The organism is Fusicatenibacter saccharivorans, from assembly GCF_015557635.1.
GTDB classification, from domain to species: Bacteria; Bacillota; Clostridia; order Lachnospirales; family Lachnospiraceae; genus Fusicatenibacter; species Fusicatenibacter saccharivorans.
This window is the reverse complement of the sequence record NZ_JADNOP010000003.1, coordinates 97589-118857: the sequence shown is the minus strand read 5'-3', so window position 1 is coordinate 118857 and position 21269 is coordinate 97589. Positions and strand designations below refer to the sequence as shown.

The following is a 21269-nucleotide window of genomic DNA, read 5'->3' as shown; positions in this document are numbered from 1 at the left end:
TATTCCTTTCTATAACTCTCTCTTTTTTTGATGTGCCTGGCAAAAAGAATGTTCCCAAATCCGGCGAAACCGGTTCTGGGAACACCTTTTACTCGTCCTTATGGATTACTTTTACTTATGCTCGCAGCTCTGGTTGCCTACGGTGCAAGAAGTCTTACATGCGGACTGGCAGGATGTCTGGCACTCACCGCATCCACCTTTTTTTACAGTGTTCTGTAAGCTTTTTGTATTTAAAGTTTTGATGTGTTTCATGGCACATTCCTCCTTCATTGTAGTTGACGCGCGACTTTTTTATAGTCTTCGGCCATTAGCTCTTCCCATTATAGCATAGGTTTTTCAAATTTAAAAGTCTGTTTTTTGAAAAAATATTCTGTTTTGTCCGCTTTTATCTGCCGTGTGCCGTCATTCCGCCTGCCATTCCGCCGACGGCACAGACTGCTGCCGCCCACAGAAGTCTTCCGGCTCCGGCAAATCCGCCCGGCAGGAAGACTGCGGAGACGATGATCAGAATGGCAAAATACACGATTCCAAAGCAGATGCCCCAGAGAAACCGCCGTTTTCCCGCCATGTTTCCTGCCATTCTTCCGCCGGAAAAGCTTGATGCCAGATAGATCACCACAATGCCCGCCTGCACCCAGCTTTCCTTCCAGGAAAATTTCCAGAGCAGGAAAGACAGCAGCAAAAGAAGAAGCACCGAGATCAGATAGGAAACGAGAAGCGCCTTCAGCCAGCCGATCCCGCTGCCCGCACCCACCTCCCATGTTTTCTTTTCTTCCATAAGAAAAAGCCCTCCCATACTGTAAATGTATGGAATGGCTTTTTCGGATATGCCTGTTTCTTTATTTTTCGTCAAACGGATGATTCTTTTTGAATTCCAGCCATGCGGCCATGCTCTTTGCGCGTTTCGCCTGCATCTGAAGGAATGCCATGCAGAACATAACGGCTGCAGAAAGTGCGGAGCTGATCGCCAGCGGAAGCACCATCGTCTCATCGCCGGTGTTGACCGGGATGCTGCGGATGCTTGCAGTGGTCTGTGTCTTCTTCTGCGGAATCTTTGTGCTTCCGGTATTGGAATTGGAAGAGCTGTTGTTACTGCTGCTCTTCGACGGTGTGGCTGTCGGAGTCGGAGTGGATGTCTTATTCGTTCCGTAGTTGTCCGGTCCTACAAGGATCGTTCCTGCGGCACGCAGCGTACTTACGTCATCGGCTGCACTTGCTGTCATTTCACCGGCACTCAGGTTGGATTTCTGCTCTGCAGCTGCAAGCAGTTCATGCTCGCCTTCGTCCGCCGTCTCAGCTTCTGCTGTTTCCGTCTGCTCCTCTGATACAACGCTTCCGGACAGACTTACTGCCATCGGATGGATCAAAAGAGAGACATCGGAGATCAGATAGCCGTCTTCTGTGCTGTCCGTACCGGATGGATTGGAAATTTCATCGAAATTTTTTACGGTTTCGTTTTCTTTCTGAATTTCATCTTTTACAAGGTCATCCAGATTTTCATCCTGTTTCCACTGGTCCGATGATGCATCATTTCCCGTTCCGTTCTGGTTATCCTGGTTTGTATCGTCCTGGTTTGTATCATCTGCTGCAGGATCGTCTTTTGCTGTATCATCCGGGGCAGGTGTCACGGTTGGATCTTCTGCCGGAGTTTCCGGATTCTCCGGATTTTCACTGTCATCGGTATTCTCGCCCGGTGCTGTCGTCGGAGTTACTTCCGGCGTTACGGTCGGTTCCGCATCCGGTGTCGGCGCTGCCGTTGGTGTATCCTCTGTATTTTCTCCGTTGTCCGCATCCGGTGTCGGTGTTGCCGTTGGTTCCTCCGCCGGCGTTACGGTCGGCTCTGCGTCCGGCGTTTCCGTCGGTTCTACCGTTGGCTCTGCGTCCGGGGTCACCGTTGGTTCTGCGGTCGGCTCTGCATCCGGCGTTTCCGTCGGACCCGGAGTCGGTGTTACGGTATCTTCTGCCGCATCCGGTGCCGGAGACTCGCCCGGCGCAAGCGTTGGTGTTTCCGAAACCGTTTCTTTTGCTTTTTCTGCTGCCAGAACAGCCTCATATCCGGCTTCTGTCACCACGATTTCATCTGCCGCAAAAACGGTATCTGTTACTCTTCCCCAGAAGTCTGTTTTCTGCTGTTTCTTTCGATACGTTTCCAGCTCTTTTTCATCCATGCCGACGAATACCAGATATTTTTCTGCTGCTTCCTCCGCTGCCGTTTTGCTGGTATCTGCAGCAGTGTTTTTTTCGGTTGTTTTCCCGTCCGCCTGCAGTTCTGCCGCTGCAGCTGCAAGAAGCTCCTGTGCTTTTTCCACGGTTTTTACTGCTGTCTCTGCCGTTGTACCGTCTGCCGTATCATCGCCGGTTTTCAGATTCACATAAACGGCTGCCCGTTTTGTCTTTGTCTCTGTACCGTTCTCCGTTCCGGAGACAGTTTCGTTCTGTACTGCGCTTTTTTCCGTTCCTGCCGATGCGCTGGCACGGAGCGGAACTGCATCGGAAAATACCAGTGTGCCCGCAAGGACAGCACCCATCACTTTCCATGCCTGTTTTTTCTTCATTGCGTTTCTCCTTATGTTCTCTTGATCTATCCTAAAAAATCTGTCTTTTTGTGTCATAATTTCGCATTACAGCATTATAGCACAAGAAAGAATCCCGCGCAAGGCTGAAGTCGCCTTGAAACGCGGGATTCGTGAATCACTTTCTTACGCAGTGAAACAGCAAGTGTTTCACTGCTGGGTGAACAGTAACGCGGGATTCTCATCTGCTTTTATCGCTTTTTAGTTTGTTTCCATTCTCGTTGTCGTAAGCTGATCCGGGGATAAATTCAGGATTTCCATAAACTCATCACCTGTGATCGTCTCTTTCTCATACAGATATTTTGCCAGCTCGTGGAGTTTCGGCATGTTATCTTTTAAGAGCTGCTCTGCTTTGTCGTACTGTTTTCTGACTGCTGCAACAACCTTCTCATCAATCTGTGCTGCTGTCGATTCGGAGCATGCCAGGGAAGTGTCACCGCCGAGGTACTGGTTCGTTACCGTCTCAAATGCAACCATACCAAATTCCTCGTTCATACCGAAGCGGGTGATCATGGATCTTGCCACCTTCGTTGCCTGCTCGATATCGTTCGAAGCACCTGTCGTGATGGAATGGAACACCAGATCCTCTGCCACACGGCCGCCGGTCAGCGTTGCAATCTTGTTTTCCAGCTCTTCGCGGCTCATCAGGTTGTGCTCATCTTCATCCACCTGCATCGTATAGCCGAGGGCGCCGGACGTACGCGGGATAATGGTGATCTTCGTAACCGGAGCGGAATGGCTCTGCAGTGCTGCGACGAGTGCATGGCCGACCTCGTGGTAGGAAACGATCAGTTTCTCTTTGTCGGTCATGATCTTATTCTTCTTCTGGTATCCGGCGATGACAACCTCAACGCTCTCCTCCAGATCCGCCTGGGTGACAAATTTTCTTCCATCACGGACGGCACGGAGTGCTGCCTCGTTAATCATATTGGCAAGTTCTGCACCAGAAGCACCGGATGCCATACGTGCGATCGCATTGTAATCGACATTGTCGCCCACGCGGATGTTTTTCGCATGGACTTTCAGGATTTCCTCACGGCCTTTTAAGTCAGGCAGTTCAACCGGCACACGGCGGTCGAAACGGCCCGGACGAAGAAGTGCCGGGTCCAGGGAATCCGGACGGTTCGTCGCTGCCAGAATGACAACGCCTTTCTTTCCATCGAATCCATCCATCTCGGCAAGCAGCTGGTTCAGGGTCTGCTCACGCTCGTCGTTTCCGGAGAATCCGCCGCCGTCACGTTTTTTGCCGACGGTATCGATCTCATCGATAAAGACGATACACGGTGCTTTCTCGTTTGCCTGCTGGAACAGGTCACGCACCTTTGCAGCTCCCATGCCGACGAACATCTCGACGAACTCGGAGCCGGAAATGGAGAAGAACGGAACATTTGCCTCTCCGGCTACTGCCTTTGCAAGCAGCGTTTTACCGGTTCCTGGAGGGCCGACAAGCAGTGCTCCTTTCGGCATTTTTGCACCAATTTCTTCATATTTTTTTGGATTATGCAGGAAATCAACAATCTCCTGTAAAATTTCTTTTGCCTCATCCTCTCCGGCAACATCTGCAAATTTAATGCCGGTTTCGGACTGTACATAAACCTTGGCGTTGCTCTTTCCAAAGCTCATCGCATTTCCCATGCCGCCCATCATCTTACTCGTCATGCGTTTCATCAGCCACTGTCCGAGCGCAACCATCACAACGATCGGTATTACCCATGTTAAAAGAAATTCCATGAGCGGCGACATCTGCTCTATGATCGGCGTTCCAAATTCGGTAATACCTGCCTCATATAAACGGTCTACCAGCTTGTAATCATTCATCACACCCGTCTTATAATAATTCGCCGGGCTTGATTTGTCGCTGAAAATAATCTCATTTGACTGGATCTGGACTTCGCTGATTTCGTTGTTATCTACCATCTGCAAAAATTTTCCGTAATCAACTTCTGTTACCTTTGGCTCGAGAAGTCTCGGGAAAAGCAGAAGATTTAACAGCAGAATGACGATCAGCGCAACCACATAATAAAAAATTATGGGTTTTTTCGGTTTCTGCACCTGCTTCATCTGTATCCCCTCCTGTTTCTTGATTTTCTTTCTTTTTTAGTAGCATAAACTTTTCTTTCGCTAAAATCAATCAAATTCTGACATTTCATGAAACTTTTATACTTTTTTATATTTTCGCTATAAAAAGGTAAGTTTCTTGCTTTTCCATCTGTTTTCGGCTATACTTGCGAAAGACTGGGAAAGTCTCTTTTTGAAATTTTGCCCCGAAATGACGGGGTTCATTCGATAAAAAAGCTATAGAAACGGAGGTTTTGTGTATGGGACACAGGTTTACATATGTGGTTTCGCCGGAGGAGGAACGGGAAAATCTGACTGTGGAATGGTTTCTCCGCCGGCATGGATATTCGCGCCATATTATTACGGGCTTAAAACGCACAGAGGACGGCATTTTCCGAAACGGCGTCCGCGCCTGGACGAGCCAGGCCGTGCACGCCGGGGATGTGATCGAAACGCACCTTGTCGAAACAGAACCCTCCGACGGAATTCTGCCGCGGCCGGTTCCGTTTTCGGTTGTGTATGAGGATGACGACATCCTCGTTGTGGATAAACCCGCTGATACTCCGATTCATCCGTCGATTGGAAATTATGAAAATACGCTGGCAAACGGCATTGCATGGTATTTTGAACAGAAAGGTGAACCCTTCGTCTACCGCTGTATCAACCGCCTCGACCGCGACACCACCGGCCTTATCGTGCTCGCCAAGCACGCCTTAAGCGCCGCCGTTCTCTCCCAGGCCATGCGCTCCCGCGAAATCCACCGCACGTATCAGGCCTTCGCCCTCGGCGAAACCGCTGCATCCGGCACCATCGACGCCCCGATCGCCCGCCTCAACGGCTCCCTCATCCAGCGCACCGTCGACTTTGCCTCCGGCGAGCGCTCCGTAACCCATTACCGCACCCTCGCGCACTGCTCCGTTTTCTCCCACCTCGAACTCAACCTCGAAACCGGCCGCACCCACCAGATCCGCGTCCACATGGCTTACATCGGCCATCCGCTGCTCGGCGATACCCTCTATAACAAAACTCCCGGCACTTTCCCCCGCCAGGCACTTCACTCTGCATCGCTCTCCTTCGTCCATCCGATCACCGGAGAACCCTTAAACTTCCACGCACCACTGCCGGAAGATATGCAAAACCTGCTGACATAAACCAACCCCCGTGAGTTGCCGCTCACGGGGGTTTTGTTGTCCCTGATGGAACTGTCATGTCTTTTTGCCGGTGACATTATATCATACACAAAATTTAGTTTCAATCATCATTTTCATACAGTTCTGATTCTTGGTACTTCATCGATATGCAAATATTTGCTGATGCATTTCACAATCACATCATGATCCGAAACCTGTCCCATGCCGGACACTGCTACGGTTGCCACAACGCCGACTTCTTCCACGCAGATCGGAAAACCTCCGCCCAGCATTGCGTATTCCTTCGGGTCCAGTACCATCTGTTTTACGCTCTCCGGCGCATTCGTCGCTGCCATGTAAAGCTGCAGCGAACTCCGCTCCGTCAGAAGCACCGAATTGCTCTTCCGTCTCATCAGCTCCACATTGTGCGGCGTAATGCCGTTATCGCAATACTGGAATACAACTTCCCCGTTGCTTCTGCGGATCATGATGCCAACCTGTGCTCCGCGCCGTCTTGCCTCCATCAGGATCATCGTTCCCAGTTCCCATGCGTCTGCATTTGTAAAATGCGTAAACTGCAGAATATCCTCCTGCATATCGAGCACTTTCATCAGTTCATCCATTGTCATTGTCATACTTTTGCCCCGTCCTTTCTGCCATTTTATATTTTTTTAGCTTTTCGCCCCTCATTTTCTGACTTTCAGTTTATCATTTTCCCAAATTCAAGTCAAGCCAGCCACCCCCGGCATTGGCTAACACGATATCACCGAAAAGCAAAAATTCCACGCCGCAGAAGTTCCCTCCCACAGCATGGAATTTCTCATTTTTATTTTTCTACCATAATACACTTCCGCGGGCAGTTCTCCGCGCAGAGGCCGCAGCCTGTACATTTTGCCGGGTCGATCTCCGCGCGCTGGTCCACAACGTGAATTGCATCCGACGGGCAGTTCTTCTCGCACTTCTTACATCCGATACAGCCGATCTCACACGCTGCCATCACCGCCTTGCCCTTCTCGGTTGAGCGGCATTTCACCGTGATCTTCTGCTCATACGGAATCAGGTCGATCAGATTTCTCGGACAGGCCTTCACGCAGGCACCGCATGCCTTGCACGCTTCGCCGTCCACAACGGCAATGCCGTTTTCAATATGGATCGCATCAAACTTACATGCCTTCACGCAGTTTCCAAAACCAAGACATCCGTTTCCGCAGCTCTTCGGACCGCCGCCCGGTACAAAACCGGCGTAGGAGCAGTCCCTTGCACCCGTGTATTCATACTTGTTCTTTGCCACGTCACACGTACCGGCGCACCGTACCACTGCTTTTTTGCGCTCCTGTACATCGGCTTTTTGTCCCATGATAGCTCCGACGGCCGCTGCAACCGGCGCTCCGCCGACCGGACAGACAGAAACCGGGGCTTCACCCTTTACCACTGCAGCCGCCGCTCCGTCACAGCCCGGGTAACCGCAGCCGCCGCAGTTGTTGCCCGGCAGCGCTTCACGGACCTTCGTCTCGCGCTCGTCCACTTCCACATAAAACTTCTTTCCGGCAATTCCAAGGAGAATACCAATCAAAAGGCCGGTTCCACCCACCATCAGGGTGGCTGCTAAAATACCATTCATCTCTTCATCCCTCCTAGATCATTCCGGAAAATCCCATAAATGCCATTGACATCAGCATAGCCGTAAGAAGAACGATCGGCATTCCTTTGAATGACTCCGGGATATCGTTGTACTCCATCTTTTCCCGCAGGCCAGCCATCAGCACCATGGCAATCGTAAAGCCAATTGCGGTTGCCAGACCGTAAACCGTACCCTGCAGAATCGTGTAATCCTTCTGTACGTTGATGAGTGCCACACCGAGTACCGCGCAGTTTGTTGTAATCAGCGGAAGGTAAACGCCGAGCGCTCGGTACAGAGATGGAATCGTCTTTTTCAGGAACATCTCAACGAGCTGTACCAGCGCCGCGATGACAAGAATAAAAACGATCGTTTTCAGATAATCAAGTTCTGCCGGTGCTAGGATAAATTTGTAAATCAGACTTGTCACAAATGAAGAAATCGTGAGGACAAAAATAACCGCTCCGCCCATGCCGGCCGCCGTATCCATCTTTTTGGAAACACCGAGGAAAGCACAGATGCCGAGGAACTGGCTTAAGACAACGTTGTTCACCAGCGCCGCACCGATCGCAATTAAAATCAGTTCTTTCATTTCGCTTCCTCCTTTCCTTTCACAGCCTGGCAGTATGCCTTATTGGCGCACGCCATACAGCCGGTCTCTTCTGCCGGGACTGCCGGTTTTCCGGTTTTCTCTGACTTCTGGCGTTTGATGCGGTTCTGCACCGCAACGAGCATTGCCAGCACAAGGAATGCACCCGGCGCCATGATGAAGATGTTGACCGGCTCGTAAGCACTCGGCATTACCTGGATACCGAACAGGGTTCCGGCTCCGATCAGCTCACGGAACATACCGATCAGGGTCAGGCCGACGGTAAATCCAAGGCCCATGCCGATACCATCAAATAAAGACGGGATCGGACCATGTTTTCCAGCATATGCCTCGGCGCGTCCCAGGATGATACAGTTTACAACGATCAGCGGGATGTAGATGCCAAGGGCGGAATAGAGTGCCGGAATAAAACCTTCCATCAAAAATTCCACGATGGTTACAAACGATGCCACAACAACGATGTATGCTGGCATACGCACGCCGTCCGGGATGATTTTCCGAAGCAGGGAAATCATCAGGTTGGAGGCGGTCAGGATAACCATCGTCGCAAGGCCCATGCCGATACCGTTCTTTGCAGAAGTGGTAACCGCAAGCGTCGGACACATACCCAGCATCATGACGAAGGTCGGGTTTTCTTTTATGATACCATTATAAAGCCGTTCCAGCGGCGTATCTTTTCTCATGAGTTCCCTCCCTCTCCGGAAAGCAGACCGGATTCGTTGCAGTAGTTAAAACAGCAGATTCCTGCATTGACACCGTTTGTTACAGCGTTCGTTGTCAGAGTTGCTCCGCTCAGCGCATCGATTTCATCATCCGCGGATGCGCCGGATTTTGTGTAGGAGAATGCTTCTACGTTTTTATCCTTGAACTGATTCTTGAAATCGTCTGTGTCGGCACGCATACCAAGGCCGGCCGTCTCGGAAAGTGACAGGAAAGAGATTCCTTTTGTCGTTCCGTCCGATGCAATTCCCATCGAGAACTGCATGCCGCCGCCATAGCCTTCGGTTGTGGAGATGATCTCAACCAGGCCGATCGTTGCGCCGGATGCGTCTTTTGCAAGCAGCAGTTCGTCAATCGTCTGTGCTTCAAAACCGTGGCCGATCAGTGCTGCCGTAAGCTCTGCCTGTTCTGCATCGCTCATCGTTACTTCTTCAAAGGAAGCTGCCTCAGGGAATACGTTCTGGCAGGATTCCTGTTTTTCTTTTTCCTGCTGTTTCTGGATCGGCTCTAAGGTTACCTGATGTGCCGCCCCGAGAAGCAGTCCGGCAATCAGCGTGATCGCCGCAAGAATCAGTGCGTTTTTTATAATTTTGTTCATGCTTTTTTCTTGCCTCCTCTTCCGAATCCAACCGGCACGGTCACACGCTCAATGAGCGGAACCAGAAGGTTGGTAAAGATGATGGCATAGGAAACGCCCTCTGCCGAATTTCCAAAGATACGGAATACGCCGGTCAGAAGACCTAAAATGACCGCATAGATATACTGTCCCTTCTTTGTGATCGGGCGGGTAACGTAATCGGTTGCCATGAACCATGCGCCGAGCATCAGACCGCCGCCCAAAAGATGCGCGCCAAGGAAGTTGATATCAAAACCGTGGCCGCCGAAAAGCAAGGCGAACAAAAGCTCTGTTCCGATGTAGATGAGCGGAATATTGAGGTCAATCACATGAATGCAGACAAGGAAAATGCCGCCAATCAGAAGGGCCAGTGCGGAAGTCTCACCGATCGTTCCGGCCGTATTTCCAAGGAACATGGACAGCAGATTCACCTGCTCTCCTGCTTTTGCTGCGGCGAGCGGTGTCGCACCTGATACGGTATCCACGAGGTGTGCGGCTGCCGGGGCAGCGAAGTTGGTCATATGACCCGGGAAGGAAATCAAAAGGAAGCATCTTCCTGCAAGCGCCGGGTTCATAATGTTCTGGCCAAGACCGCCGAAAAGCTGTTTTACGACGAGAATTGCAAACACACCGCCGATCACCGGCATCCAAAGAGGCGCCTGCACCGGCATGTTCATGGCCAGCAGAAGGCCGGTTACCAGTGCACTGCCGTCGGCAATCGTCACCGGTTTCTTCATTCCTTTTTCATACAGATATTCCGTCAGGGGACAGACTGCCATCGAAATCGCAATCAAAAGCAGTGCCCGAAGGCCGAAATTCCAGACTCCCACGCAGGCTGCCGGGGCAAGGGCAAGCAGGACGGCAAACATGATTTTGTCTGTCGTCACCTTGGACCGCGCGTGTGGGGAAGATGATACGTGTAATAATCCATTCATATGTAAGATCCCCCTATTTCTTCTTTCTCTTTGCCAGAAGCACTTTACGCATCGAGCTGATTTCCTGCGTCAGCGGACGTCTTGCCGGGCAGATAAAGGAACAACAGCCACATTCACAGCACTCCATTCCGCCGTATTTCAGGAACTTCTCTTCCTCTCCGTGCTCCGCAAAAACGGAAAGGCGGGCCGGAAGAATCTGACCCGGACAGACGGAAACGCAGCGTCCGCAGTTGATGCAGGCAGATGGTGCCAGCGCAGATACTTCATCCTCCGTAAGGCAGGTCAGTGCAGATGTTGTCTTGGTAACAGGAACCTCCATTGTAAACAGGGCTTTTCCCATCATCGGACCGCCGCAGATGATCTTGGATGCCTCGTTTTTCAGACCACCTGCCTGCTCTAAAAGTTCGGACAAGAGCATGCCGACCGGCACTTCAAAGTTGCATGGATTCTGTACGGCATCTCCCGTCACGGTAACGATACGGCTCATCAGCGGTTCGCCGAAGCGGACTGCCTGGTAAATAGCGGTCACGGTATCAATGTTATCCACGATACAGCCCGCGTCCGCCGGCAGCATGGAAGAATTTACCTTTCGCCCCGTTGCTGCATAGATCAGCATACGCTCGGCACCCTGCGGGTATTTCGTTTTAAGTTCCAGAACCTCAATATTGTCCCCCGGAAGCACCAGCTCGCAAAATTTCGCGATACAGTCCGGTTTGTTGTCCTCAATGCAGATGATTCCCTTTGCTTTCGGGAACATATGCAGCATGATTTTTAAGCCTCCGATCACCTTTTCCGGATCTTCGAGCATTCTGCGGTAGTCGCTTGTCAGATACGGCTCACACTCTGCTCCATTGACGAGAATGTAGTCAATCGCTGACGGATCTTTCGGGGATACTTTGACGTGTGTCGGGAAGCCTGCACCTCCCATTCCCACGATTCCGGCCTCTTTGATCTTGTTCCGGATCGTATCTGCGTCGAGTTTTTCCCAGTGCGGGCACTCCTCAAATGTTTCTTTTTCATACAGCCCGTCGTTCTCCACAACGATACAGTCTACCGGGGAACCGGCTGCGGAAACTTTTTTCTCAATTCCTTTTACCGTGCCGGAAACCGATGCGTAAACAGGAGCCGAAACAAATCCTCCCGCTTCTGCGATTTTCTGTCCCGCTTTTACATGGTCGCCTTTTTGTACGATCGGCACAGCAGGCGCTCCGATATGCTGCGACACTGCGTAATACAATAAGTTGCCCGGCTGCGCTTTGACAATCGGTTTGTCCTTGGAGAGCTCTTTTCCCTCGTACGGGTGAACGCCGCCATGAAAAGTATTTCTTTTCTTCTGAAACATGCTTTTCACCTCATCCTTTCTCTTTTCTATGCTGCATTTATCAATTCACAGCCTTTTTTCGGTTTTTATACCAAAAAGGCTGGTGCATTGCCCTGATTATTTCGGTTATTCATATCGGACTTCTTTTAACAGGAGTCCGCATGCCGGTGCAAGAAAACCCGCACTTTCGCGATTTTTTGCTTTGAGAAGCTCCGTCATTGATACGATATCCCGTTTTCCCATCCCGGCCTCCACAAGCGTTCCGGTCAGGATCCGCACCATGTGGTACAGAAAACCGGTTCCGGTATAGGAAATGGTAAGAATCCCGTCTTTCTCGCAGAAATCAATTCCGGTAATCGTCCGTACCGTCGATTTTTTCATACGTTTGTTGGCACAGAAGCTCCTGAAATCATACGTTCCGATAAACGCTTTCGATGCTTCTTTCATTTTTTCCACATCGAGCGGTGCTTCCGGAAAATACACGTATTTCCGCTCGAAAACATGCTTTCTGCCATCGATCACGATACGGTATTCGTATGTTTTGTCCACCGCATTCAGACGGCTGTGGAAGCGCTCCGGCATCCGCGCGAGGCTGGTGACTTCGATGTCTTCCGGCAGATAATGATTGATTGTCTGCAGAAGTTCTTCATCGGATAGATCGGTATGGAACTTTGCATTTGCAACCTGTCCCGCCGCATGGACGCCGGCATCGGTTCTGCCCGCGCCGTGAATCTCCACCGGCTCTCCTGCGATCCTGGACAACAGCGTTTCGAGCTTGCCCTGAATCGTGTTGTCCGTATTTCCCTGCTTCTGCCAGCCGTTATAGCGCGTGCCGTCGTACTGCAGGATCATTTTATAATTCATCTTTTTCTCCTTTCCAAAGTGGCCGCTTATCATTCGGCATCCATGCTTTTCTCAATCAAAAAAGCCCGCAGCGCAGGACTTCGTGCCAGATTTGCTTCAAACAGTACCACTTCTGCTCCGCCCGGAAAGCTGTTCTGTAAAAATTCAGCGGCACGGCGGATCTGCAGCTTCACATCTTTTACTTTCTTCTCCGCTTTTTCCTGTTCCAGTTCACATACCGTTTCAAAAAGCTCTTTCATCTGATCCGGATCGTTTTTGCGACATTTTTTAGCGGTCTCCTCGAGTTTTTTTAACTTTTTCAAGACCCGCGCATTCGTTTCTTCCTCGTCCTTTTTCAGCAGTCCCTGCTTTTTGCACACTGCAAATCCCTGCTCTTTCTGTTGTAGCCAGGATGCGTATGTCTCATCTTTTTTCTGCCTGCAAAGCCCGGTAAACTGGCGAAAGCACTCGGAGAGCTCCTTTGCCGTGTGTTCCTGCTTCTGGCAGCCGGATGCCTCTTTCTGAAGTGCCGCATGAAACAGAGACAGCAGTACAGATCGCTCTTCTGCGGAACCATTTGCCGCCATCTTCTGTTTTTCTGCCATGATTTTTCCGGAAAGTGCACCGGCCAGAATCTCCTCCACGCCGTAATCCTGTCCATATTTTTCGTAAATCCTGTAGTACGAGCTGAATTCCTCCGCCGTCTTTTCTTCCTGCAAATATTGTCCGATCAGTGCTTCGTCGACCGGAAAATGCAGGATTTCATAACTTTTCAGCACGGCCGACAAATCCTCCCAGCCGCGTGCCGTTACAAAACGCTTCTCATCCGCTTCCTGCGAAACAGAATAAAAATGGTCACTGTGTGCCATAAGGTACGTTGTCACGGCGCTGTGGATCTGATTTTTCTCTGCGTAGGAGAGCCAGACGGAAAGCTCGGGAAGCACCTCGATCTTCCGCACACGGTCAAGCGTTGCCACATCAAATTCCCGCACAGATTTATTATATTCCGGCGGATTTCCGGCGGCCACGATCAGCCAGTCATCCGGGATGTGCTGATTGCCGAATTTTTTGTCCTGCAAAAGCTGCAGCATTACCGGAGCGAGGGTCTCGGAGACGCAGTTAATTTCATCGAGAAAGAGGATACCCCGCTTCTTTCCGGTCTGCTCCATGCAGTCATAGATCGAGGCGATGATCTCGCTCATCGTGTATTCCGTTGTATGTACCATTTTCCCTTCGATTCCACGTGTGCAGATCTCCGGAAGGCCCATGGCACTCTGACGCGTATGGTGTGTCATCGTGTAGGCGACAAGCCCCACACCGCACTCTTCTGCGATCTGCTCCATAATTGCCGTTTTTCCGATGCCCGGCGGGCCGATCAGGAGAATGGGACGCTGCTGCCGGAGGGGAACCAGTGGAAAACCAATTTCATCTCTTGCAAAGTATGCGCGCAGGGCTTTTTCAATTGTCTCTTTTGCTTCTTGTATATTCATATGTTCTCTCTTATCTTGTGCACTCTTTATGTACTCTCGAAATCTTTCTGTGTTTGATTTTGCGAGATGCTTTTTTGTCAGTTGTGTTCAAAGAGTACATTCTTCTGTCAGCAGTTTTTTTGCCCATTTTGGGACAAGATTCATTTTTTCGGTCTGTCTGACAAAGACAAATGCCGTCTCGTAATCTGGCTTTTGTTCGGGATAAATTCCGTCTCCGTCGGTAAAATAGATCAACGCTTTTAAGTTTCGGAATACATGCTGTTTCCGCAACTCTTCCACTTTCTGAAAGACAGGACGGAAATCGGTTCCGCCCCGGCCCTTGATGGTAATTGTTTCACGGTAAGCTTCCCATTCTTTCGGTGAATGGATCATCGTGACATCCTGTACGAAGCTGTCGCACTGGATCAGGCAGACGTTCCATCGGGAAAAGAAGTTTTCTTTTTCTTCAAGAATGCTGCGCGTCTCACCGAGAAATTTTGCTACGATTTCTTTTTTGCACGAACCGGATGTGTCGATCGCGATAACCAGCTCTTCGAGACGGTTTCCCTCTCGCGTCTCCGGCGGCTCGATGAAAGGGAGACTGCCGTAGTGCTCCAGGCCGTAATGGTAGGCGACTGGGTCAAAACTGTCGAGGTCCAGTTCCATCTCCTCACGGGTGACGGTGAATTGTTTTAAAAAGCTGCGGTAATTGTACGCTCTTTTTTCGATCTCGGACAGGGTTTCTTTTTTTCCACCACGGTTCTGGCCTCGCCGCAGGCCGCCGGTGCCGTAGTTTTCCGCCAACTTGCGGGCAGCACGTTTCCAGACTGGTTGAAAAGACTCGATAAGTTCCGTCCCTTTTCCCGGCACCAGCCATGAAACCGGAGACTGTTTTTCTTTTTCCGGCATCAGCCATGAAACCGGGGACTGTTCTTCTTTTTCCGGCTCCGGTGTTTCTTTTCCAAACCGGCGGATGCATTCCAGCAGCAGGTGCTGATAGCCTTCCTTGAGGAACGATGAATTTTCGGCACACATGCGGAGTACAAAATCGGAGTTAAAATATATCGTATGACCGTCGGATGTGATGGCTTTTGTCCTGCCGGATGGCTGATGCTGAAAGAAAAGAATCGCTTCACCAAGTTCCGGGTACAGCCAGCAGAGGTTTTTGCGGGCTTCTTCGAAAAGCCGGAGCGCCAGCGCTTCTTTTTCTTTTGTGGGCTTTTCTTTTTGAAACGCAGCTTCTGTTTTTCTGCTTTCCGTATTCTCCTGCATCGGATCCTGTGAGCTCCGGTTCAGGAGAATGCGGAAGGCCTGCCATTTCTGCTGGTCGGCGGCAAGGCTGAGAAAACGTTTTCGGTCTGCATCGGACAGCCATCCGGTCTGCAGAATATTTTCCAGCTTTGAAAAATCATCCTCACGAATCAGCATTTCGACAGCGGAACGGATGCGTTTCCGCAGGTATGCGGTATATGCGGCTCGCTGTTCTTCCGGAAGATCCTGCGATTCACAAAAGCCGGAAAGTGCAGCCCGGAGGCGCTGCTGTTCGGATGTCGTCGTTCTGAAACTACTCCAGTCATCCATTTTATTCACTCCCTTACTCGCCGCGTTTTCTCACTTGCACTCAATCTTACGCTGCCGCGTAAGCGACATTCGTCGTTCGCCAACTGAAAATAAATTTTCGTTTGACTCACTTGCACTCAATCTTACGCTATCGCGTAAGCGACATTCGTCGTTCGCCAACTGAAAATAAATTTTCGTTTGACTCACTTGCACTCAATCTTACGCTATCGCGTAAGCGACATTCGTCGTTCGCCAACTGAAAATAAATTTTCAGTTGGCTCACTTGCACTCATTATATCGTCATTTTTGAGCATTGACAATGTTGGATCGTGTTATTTTTTTCACACTTTTACCATATTTTTATGATATACTTGATATTATAAAATACGATTGCAGTCGTAAAAGTGCAAAGGAGATCCTTTTTATGAACAAAGAAAACAGAAAAGCTGCCAAGGAACGGCGTGCCAAAGAGCGGGAGCACGAAGCGAAAGTAGCGCATTACAAAAAGATCTGGAGCTGGGCCGGACCGGCTCTGATTATCGTTGTGATCGTCGGCCTTATTATTGCCAGCGTACTCGATTCCAAACGACTCTCTGTCAAAAGTGCCTCGGAGGATACCTCCACAGCCTCATCGGCCGCATCCGCCTCATCAGCCTCCACTTCGGCTTCTGCCTCTTTGCAGACCGACACTTCCCTCACCATTGAGGACGGTGATACCGTCAATATCGACTATGTCGGCTCCATTGACGGCGTGGAATTTGAAGGTGGAAACACAAAAGGAAACGGCGCTGATCTTGTGATCGGCTCCCACACTTACATCGATGACTTTGAAGAACAGCTCATCGGCCATCACCCGGGCGACAGCGTAGATGTAACCGTCACTTTCCCGGAAGACTATGGAAAAGACGAACTCAACGGAAAGGAAGCTCTTTTCAAAGTTACCGTCAACGGCATTTATAAATAGAACAACAAAAAAGACATCCTCCACAGATTTTCCGTCTGCGCCGGATGTCTTTTTCTTATTATTTTTTTGTTAAGTTTTTTTCAAAGACGCTTCGATGTATTAAAAAAAGTACATCTTCTTATTCCACAATTTTGTAATACGCCCGCGCCGTCAGCACATAGACAATCAGGTAAACCACGGCAAACGCCGCAATCGTAATCGCTGTTGCAGCCAGGAACAGATTGCTGTCCGGGAAATTCAGCATTGCCATGATACGCCTGGTCAATGGAAACGCTACCATTGTATGCACCACTGCCACCGCGAGCGGCAGGAAAAAGACCGTTACCACCTGTGACTGAATCGTCTGACGGATTTCTTTGCGGCTCATGCCGACCTTCTGCATAATCTGGAATCGTTTTCGGTCATCGAAGCCTTCTGAAACCTGCTTGTAATAGATAATCATAACGGCACCCATCAAAAACAGCGTACCGACGAAAACACCTAAAAACAGAAGTGAACCATACAGACTGTAAACCGTATTGCGCTCTTTTTCGCGCACTTCCACCCATCCGTTAAAAGATGACTCCGTCAGTATCGTCTCAATCTCATCTCCAACTGTGATCTGTTCGCCGGCATCCCCGATAAGATCCAGAGCATATTCCCAACTGTATCCTTCTGGCTCCTTTCCCTGCACAGCTGCATACGCTTCCTTTGCTTCATGGTTCCGCGTCACCACCGTCATTGTCTCATACACTTGCGTCTTCTCATCCAGAATGTACGATTTCTTATCGGTATTCCATTTTTTTACTTCATACGTCTGATTTCCCAGTTCAATCGTGTCATATCCATAATTTTTCTGTTTTGCCTGAAAAACCAGAGCCTGCCCTGGTTCCAGCTCTACCTGTTCGCCGGTTACCTGATTGTACTCCGACTCTTCCATAATCTTTATCAGTGTACTCGCCGCAGCATCATCTGACTGTGTTTTTTCTACTTTGTTTCTATCTACATCAGCAAGCATCACATAGTATCTCTGATCACTTTCATACTTTTTTCTGAGCTGCTTTTCTTCCAGATGCTGATCAATCCCAGTTTTCACTTCCTCTATCATCTTCTGACTGACCGGCTCCACCGTCTTCATAATGCCGCTCACGCCAGTATTTGCTTCGATCGAAATCTGATGTGGAAACCGCGTATAGGTAACCTCCTCAATCCCCGTCCACAAACATGTGCTGATGGAGATAACCAGAAGCACACCCGTTGACAGAATACAGATATTCGCAAGACCGACCGCATTTTGCTTCATGCGGTACAGCATGCCCGAAATGCTTGTAAAATGGCGTGTCTGGTAATAGTAATTCTTGTTTTTCTTCAGAATTTTCAAAAATGCAATACTTCCAGCAGAAAACAGGCAGTACGTTCCCACCATAACCAAGGCGATTGCATTAAAAAACTTATCAAGTGCGTCCATCGAGGATTGGCTGGTCAGAGCCAGATAATAGCCAACACCAAGAAGCATGAATCCAAGAACCGCCGTCAAAAGCTTCGTTTTCGGTTCCCGCTCACCCTGCGCGCCGCCGTGCAGCAGTTCGACCGGCTGTGAGACGTGGATCTGGCGAAGGCTTAAGAGAAAATTGATCACAAAAGTCAGGCCGAACAGCAGCATCGTACTTCCCACGGCTTTTGCACTGAACGCAAAACCAATTGTTCCGTTCAGTCCGGTCAGCTTCATCAGCACCAGAAACAGCAGGCGGTACAGCAACACACCGAGCAGAATACCGATTCCAAGCGATGCCGCCCACAGATACAGACTCTCAAAAAAGAGGATCTTCGCCAGATGCTTTTTCTCCATGCCGAGAATCTGGAACAGACCGAACTCTTTTTTTCTTCTTTTTGCCAGAAAACTGTTGCTGTAGATCAGAAAAATCACCGCGAACAGGCCAATGATATAGGTTCCCATCCCCATCACTGTCAGGATCGTATCTTTTCCGATCATGGAATCAAAGCCACTTCCCTGCGCCAGTGTATCCATGATAAAAAACATCACCACCGTGCCGATGCATGACAGCAGATACGGAAGAATATTCTGACGGTTTTTGCTCAAATTTGTTTTTGCCAGTCTGGCATACAGCAGATTATTCATCCCGTTCACCACCCGTCGCAAGAATTGTCAGCGTATCGGAGATCTTCTGATACATCTCATCGCGCCCTAAAGAACCGCGATACAGCTGGTGGAAGACCTCGCCGTCCTTGATGAACAGCACACGCTTCGCCGAGCAGGCCGCCTTCACACTGTGCGTTACCATAACAATCGTCTGGCCCTCCTCGTTGATCTCCCCGAACAGTTTCATGAGGCCATCCGCTGCATGGGAATCGAGCGCGCCGGAAGGCTCATCCGCAAGAACCAGCTCTGGATTGGTAATCAGCGCACGCGCAACGGCTGCACGCTGCTTCTGTCCGCCGGACACCTCATATGGGTATTTATTGAGGATCTGGGTGATGCCGAGTTTTTTCGCAATCGGCTCTGCCCGAAGACTCATCTCCTCGTATTTTTTTCCTTCCAGCACGAGCGGCAGATAAATATTGTCACGCAGGGAAAAGGTATCGAGCAGGTTGAAGTCCTGGAACACGAAACCTAAGTTTTCGCGGCGGAATCCGGCAATCTCCTTCTCTTTTAATTCGCCGAGATTTTTCCATTTAACCGCACCTGTCCGCCGGTTGGCTTGTCGAGTGCCGCGAGCAGGTTCAGAAGCGTCGTTTTTCCGCTTCCCGATTCGCCCATGATTGCAACAAATTCGCCCCGTTCCACTGTAAAATTAACGTCTTTCAACGCTTCCACCCGGTTGCTGCCAAGGCGCGTGGTATATGTTTTTTTCAGATGTTCTACTTCCAGAATTGCCATGTCACATTTTCCTTTCTGTCTGAACTGTTTTCTTAATTGACAAGGCTTATTATACCCGTCCGCGCCCTCTTCTGCCTTAGGATCATCTTACAAAAAGACCGGCAACCTTACATTTCTGTAAGATTCCCGGCGAAGCTCTCTATGTACTACAGGGATACGGTATCCAGCCCAAGATACACCTTCGTTCCCACTCCCATCTCCGACTCGATGCGGATGGTATGCGAAAGTTTCTCCATGATCTGGCGGCACAGATACAGTCCGATGCCCGTTGACCGCTTGTCTGCGCGGCCGTTGCAGCCCGTGTAGCCTTTTTCGAAAATCCGCGGCAGATCCTCCGGCGCAATGCCGATGCCGGTGTCCTCAATCACCAGCGTTTTTGGTGCATCCGGTGACAGATAGATGTGAATGCTGCCACTTTTCGTGTATTTCAGCGCATTTGACAGAATCTGCTCCAGCACAAAGACGAGCCATTTTTCATCCGTCAGCACCTCGCAGTGCACCGGCTCGTAGGAAAGGATAATCTTCCGGCGGATAAAAAGCGGGGCATATTTCCGCACAGCCTGGCGGATCAACGCATCCAAATCGTACCTTGCAAAGACAAGATCCGATGTCATTTTTTCCATGCGCAGGTACTGCAGCGCCATCTGCACATACTGCTCCGTCTGGAAAAGTTCGCTCTGCATTTCACGCGAAAGCGGCGTATCCTCCTCCTGCAGAAGCAGCCGCATCGCCGCAATCGGCGTTTTGATCTGATGGGTCCACATCGTGTAATACTCCATCATATCGCGGTATTTCTGCTCCATCTTAATCTGTTCTTCCTGAAACTGCCGCTCGTAGGATGCGATGATCTGCTGGTAATCCCGCGCCAGAAGCCCGTCCGCCTCCGGAAGCGCTTCTGTTTTGCCCTGCGGTTCGGCGGCAAGGAGTGCTAAGACCAGATGATGTTTCCGGTACTTCCCATAATGAAAGCAAAAACCTGCGGCTCCGACAGCAGCCATCAGCACGATCATATAAACGGTGACATCCTGCGGCACATTGCGCAGAAAACAGAGGAGTGAAAATACTCCTATAAAAGCGGCAATCCGCACGGCCGATGCAAGATGCTCTTTCAAATACCAGTTAAGAAGCATAAACTCCTGCCGGATTCCCTCTTTCTGTTGTTCCATCCTTTTTCTCCTGTTCTGCTTCCGTCATGCGATCAGGTAGCCGACACCCTTTTTCGTCTGGATAAAGTCTGTAAGTCCTGCCTCCTCCAGTTTTTTCCGCAGGCGCGTGACGTTGACGGTCAGCGTGTTGTCATCTATAAAGCTGTCCGACTCCCACAGATGCATCATCAGCATATCTCGGCTGACGGCTTTTCCTTTATTTTCGAGAAGGGACTGCAGAATGCGCCACTCATTTTTTGTCAGCTCAATCCGCTTTCCCCGGTAATTCAGCACACCACTTCCCGTATCGAGCATGGCACCGCGGTGCTCGAGGAAATTCGTTTCTCCGGCAAATTCGTAGGTGCGGCGGAGCATCGCCTGGACTTTGGCGGTCAGGACACTTAAATCAAACGGCTTCGCGATAAAGTCATCGCCGCCCATATTAACGGCCATAATGATGTTCATGTTGTCCGATGCAGAAGAAAGAAAAATTACCGGCACTTTAGAGACTTTTCGAATCTCCTGGCACCAGTGAAATCCGTTAAAAAAGGGAAGATGGATGTCCATCAGCACTAATTGCGAATTTTTCACGGCAAATTCGGCGAGAACGCCGGAAAAATCCTGTACGCAGAACGCATCCATGCCCCAGGAAACCAGGCTCTGCTGCACGGCGCGGGCGATGACTTCATCATCTTCTACAATCATAATTCGATACATGGCTGTTCCTCTGTTGTCTCTAGCAAAGCGGATATTCGCAATCCGCTTCGCTACTTGCTTGATTCGGTTAAAAATATGGACTCCGGGCGGGTGTTTTCAACGCACAGCCGCT

At 50.1% G+C, this 21269-nt stretch carries 19 protein-coding genes and 1 pseudogene; 2 read left to right on the top strand and 18 right to left on the bottom strand.

Annotated features, from left to right (window positions below; genetic code table 11):
* Positions 1-111 precede the first annotated feature (111 nt).
* The 4 genes from scfA to ftsH form a co-directional block, all read right to left on the bottom strand.
* Positions 112-252, bottom strand: a complete 141-nt coding sequence (scfA, locus tag I2G42_RS03745; RefSeq protein ID WP_022461131.1) for a six-cysteine ranthipeptide SCIFF — start codon at positions 250-252, stop codon at positions 112-114.
* Positions 253-385: 133 nt separating this feature from the next.
* Positions 386-778: a TIGR04086 family membrane protein gene (locus I2G42_RS03740; RefSeq protein ID WP_070103206.1), complete on the bottom strand. Its 393-nt coding sequence runs from the start codon at positions 776-778 to the stop codon at positions 386-388.
* 61 nt (positions 779-839) lie between these two features.
* Positions 840-2555, bottom strand: a complete 1716-nt coding sequence (locus I2G42_RS03735) for a hypothetical protein (RefSeq protein ID WP_158585795.1) — start codon at positions 2553-2555, stop codon at positions 840-842.
* Between the two features lie 219 nt (positions 2556-2774).
* Entirely contained in the window at positions 2775-4634 is a 1860-nt protein-coding gene (ftsH, locus tag I2G42_RS03730; protein ID WP_022461128.1) for an ATP-dependent zinc metalloprotease FtsH, read from the bottom strand.
* Positions 4635-4891: 257 nt separating this feature from the next.
* Here ftsH and I2G42_RS03725 point away from each other — a divergent pair, with 257 nt between their 5' ends.
* Entirely contained in the window at positions 4892-5782 is an 891-nt protein-coding gene (locus I2G42_RS03725) for an RluA family pseudouridine synthase (protein ID WP_055219470.1), read from the top strand.
* Between the two features lie 113 nt (positions 5783-5895).
* Here I2G42_RS03725 and I2G42_RS03720 read toward each other — a convergent pair whose 3' ends face one another.
* The 10 genes from I2G42_RS03720 to I2G42_RS03675 form a co-directional block, all read right to left on the bottom strand.
* Positions 5896-6396 carry a heme-degrading domain-containing protein gene (locus I2G42_RS03720; RefSeq protein WP_022461366.1) on the bottom strand — a complete coding sequence of 167 codons (501 nt, stop codon included), beginning with the start codon at positions 6394-6396 and terminating at the stop codon, positions 5896-5898.
* Between the two features lie 191 nt (positions 6397-6587).
* Complete coding sequence (locus I2G42_RS03715; RefSeq protein WP_022461367.1) at positions 6588-7382, bottom strand: RnfABCDGE type electron transport complex subunit B; 795 nt, start codon at positions 7380-7382, stop codon at positions 6588-6590.
* Positions 7383-7395: 13 nt separating this feature from the next.
* Positions 7396-7971 (bottom strand): electron transport complex subunit RsxA, encoded by a 576-nt coding sequence (gene rsxA, locus I2G42_RS03710; protein WP_022461368.1) that lies wholly within the window; start codon positions 7969-7971, stop codon positions 7396-7398.
* The gene (rsxE, locus tag I2G42_RS03705) at positions 7968-8672 is read right to left on the bottom strand and encodes an electron transport complex subunit RsxE (RefSeq protein ID WP_022461369.1); all 705 of its coding nucleotides are present in this window, start codon (positions 8670-8672) and stop codon (positions 7968-7970) included. Before rsxE ends, rsxA begins: the two co-directional genes overlap by 4 nt.
* Complete coding sequence (locus tag I2G42_RS03700; RefSeq protein WP_022461370.1) at positions 8669-9307, bottom strand: FMN-binding protein; 639 nt, start codon at positions 9305-9307, stop codon at positions 8669-8671. The genes rsxE and I2G42_RS03700 overlap by 4 nt, the downstream gene beginning before the upstream one ends.
* Positions 9304-10260, bottom strand: a complete 957-nt coding sequence (locus tag I2G42_RS03695; RefSeq protein ID WP_022461371.1) for an RnfABCDGE type electron transport complex subunit D — start codon at positions 10258-10260, stop codon at positions 9304-9306. Before I2G42_RS03695 ends, I2G42_RS03700 begins: the two co-directional genes overlap by 4 nt.
* Positions 10261-10273: 13 nt before the next feature.
* Positions 10274-11602 carry an electron transport complex subunit RsxC gene (gene rsxC / locus I2G42_RS03690; protein WP_022461372.1) on the bottom strand — a complete coding sequence of 443 codons (1329 nt, stop codon included), beginning with the start codon at positions 11600-11602 and terminating at the stop codon, positions 10274-10276.
* Between the two features lie 105 nt (positions 11603-11707).
* Positions 11708-12445, bottom strand: a complete 738-nt coding sequence (gene truA, locus I2G42_RS03685; protein WP_022461373.1) for a tRNA pseudouridine(38-40) synthase TruA — start codon at positions 12443-12445, stop codon at positions 11708-11710.
* A 29-nt stretch (positions 12446-12474) separates the two neighbouring features.
* A complete protein-coding gene (locus I2G42_RS03680) occupies positions 12475-13914 on the bottom strand; it encodes an ATP-binding protein (RefSeq protein WP_195530755.1) in 1440 nt (479 codons plus the stop codon).
* An 87-nt stretch (positions 13915-14001) separates the two neighbouring features.
* A complete protein-coding gene (locus I2G42_RS03675) occupies positions 14002-15474 on the bottom strand; it encodes a VWA-like domain-containing protein (protein ID WP_243277135.1) in 1473 nt (490 codons plus the stop codon).
* 403 nt (positions 15475-15877) lie between these two features.
* On the opposite strand from I2G42_RS03675, the gene I2G42_RS16645 reads away from it, so the two are divergent.
* Positions 15878-16417, top strand: coding sequence for an FKBP-type peptidyl-prolyl cis-trans isomerase (locus I2G42_RS16645; RefSeq protein WP_055265303.1), 540 nt, complete (start codon positions 15878-15880; stop codon positions 16415-16417).
* A 118-nt stretch (positions 16418-16535) separates the two neighbouring features.
* Here the strand turns inward: I2G42_RS16645 and I2G42_RS03665 are convergent, their stop codons facing one another.
* The 4 genes and pseudogenes from I2G42_RS03665 to I2G42_RS03650 form a co-directional block, all read right to left on the bottom strand.
* On the bottom strand, positions 16536-18536 hold the full coding sequence (locus I2G42_RS03665; RefSeq protein ID WP_055265301.1) for an ABC transporter permease: 2001 nt from the start codon (positions 18534-18536) through the stop codon (positions 16536-16538).
* A pseudogene (locus tag I2G42_RS03660) lies at positions 18529-19295 on the bottom strand (ABC transporter ATP-binding protein). The gene I2G42_RS03665 and the pseudogene I2G42_RS03660 overlap by 8 nt, the downstream one beginning before the upstream one ends.
* Positions 19296-19441: 146 nt before the next feature.
* Entirely contained in the window at positions 19442-20461 is a 1020-nt protein-coding gene (locus I2G42_RS03655; RefSeq protein ID WP_022461379.1) for a sensor histidine kinase, read from the bottom strand.
* Positions 20462-20485: 24 nt separating this feature from the next.
* Positions 20486-21157, bottom strand: a complete 672-nt coding sequence (locus I2G42_RS03650) for a response regulator transcription factor (RefSeq protein WP_195530754.1) — start codon at positions 21155-21157, stop codon at positions 20486-20488.
* Between the last annotated feature and the right edge of the window lie 112 nt (positions 21158-21269).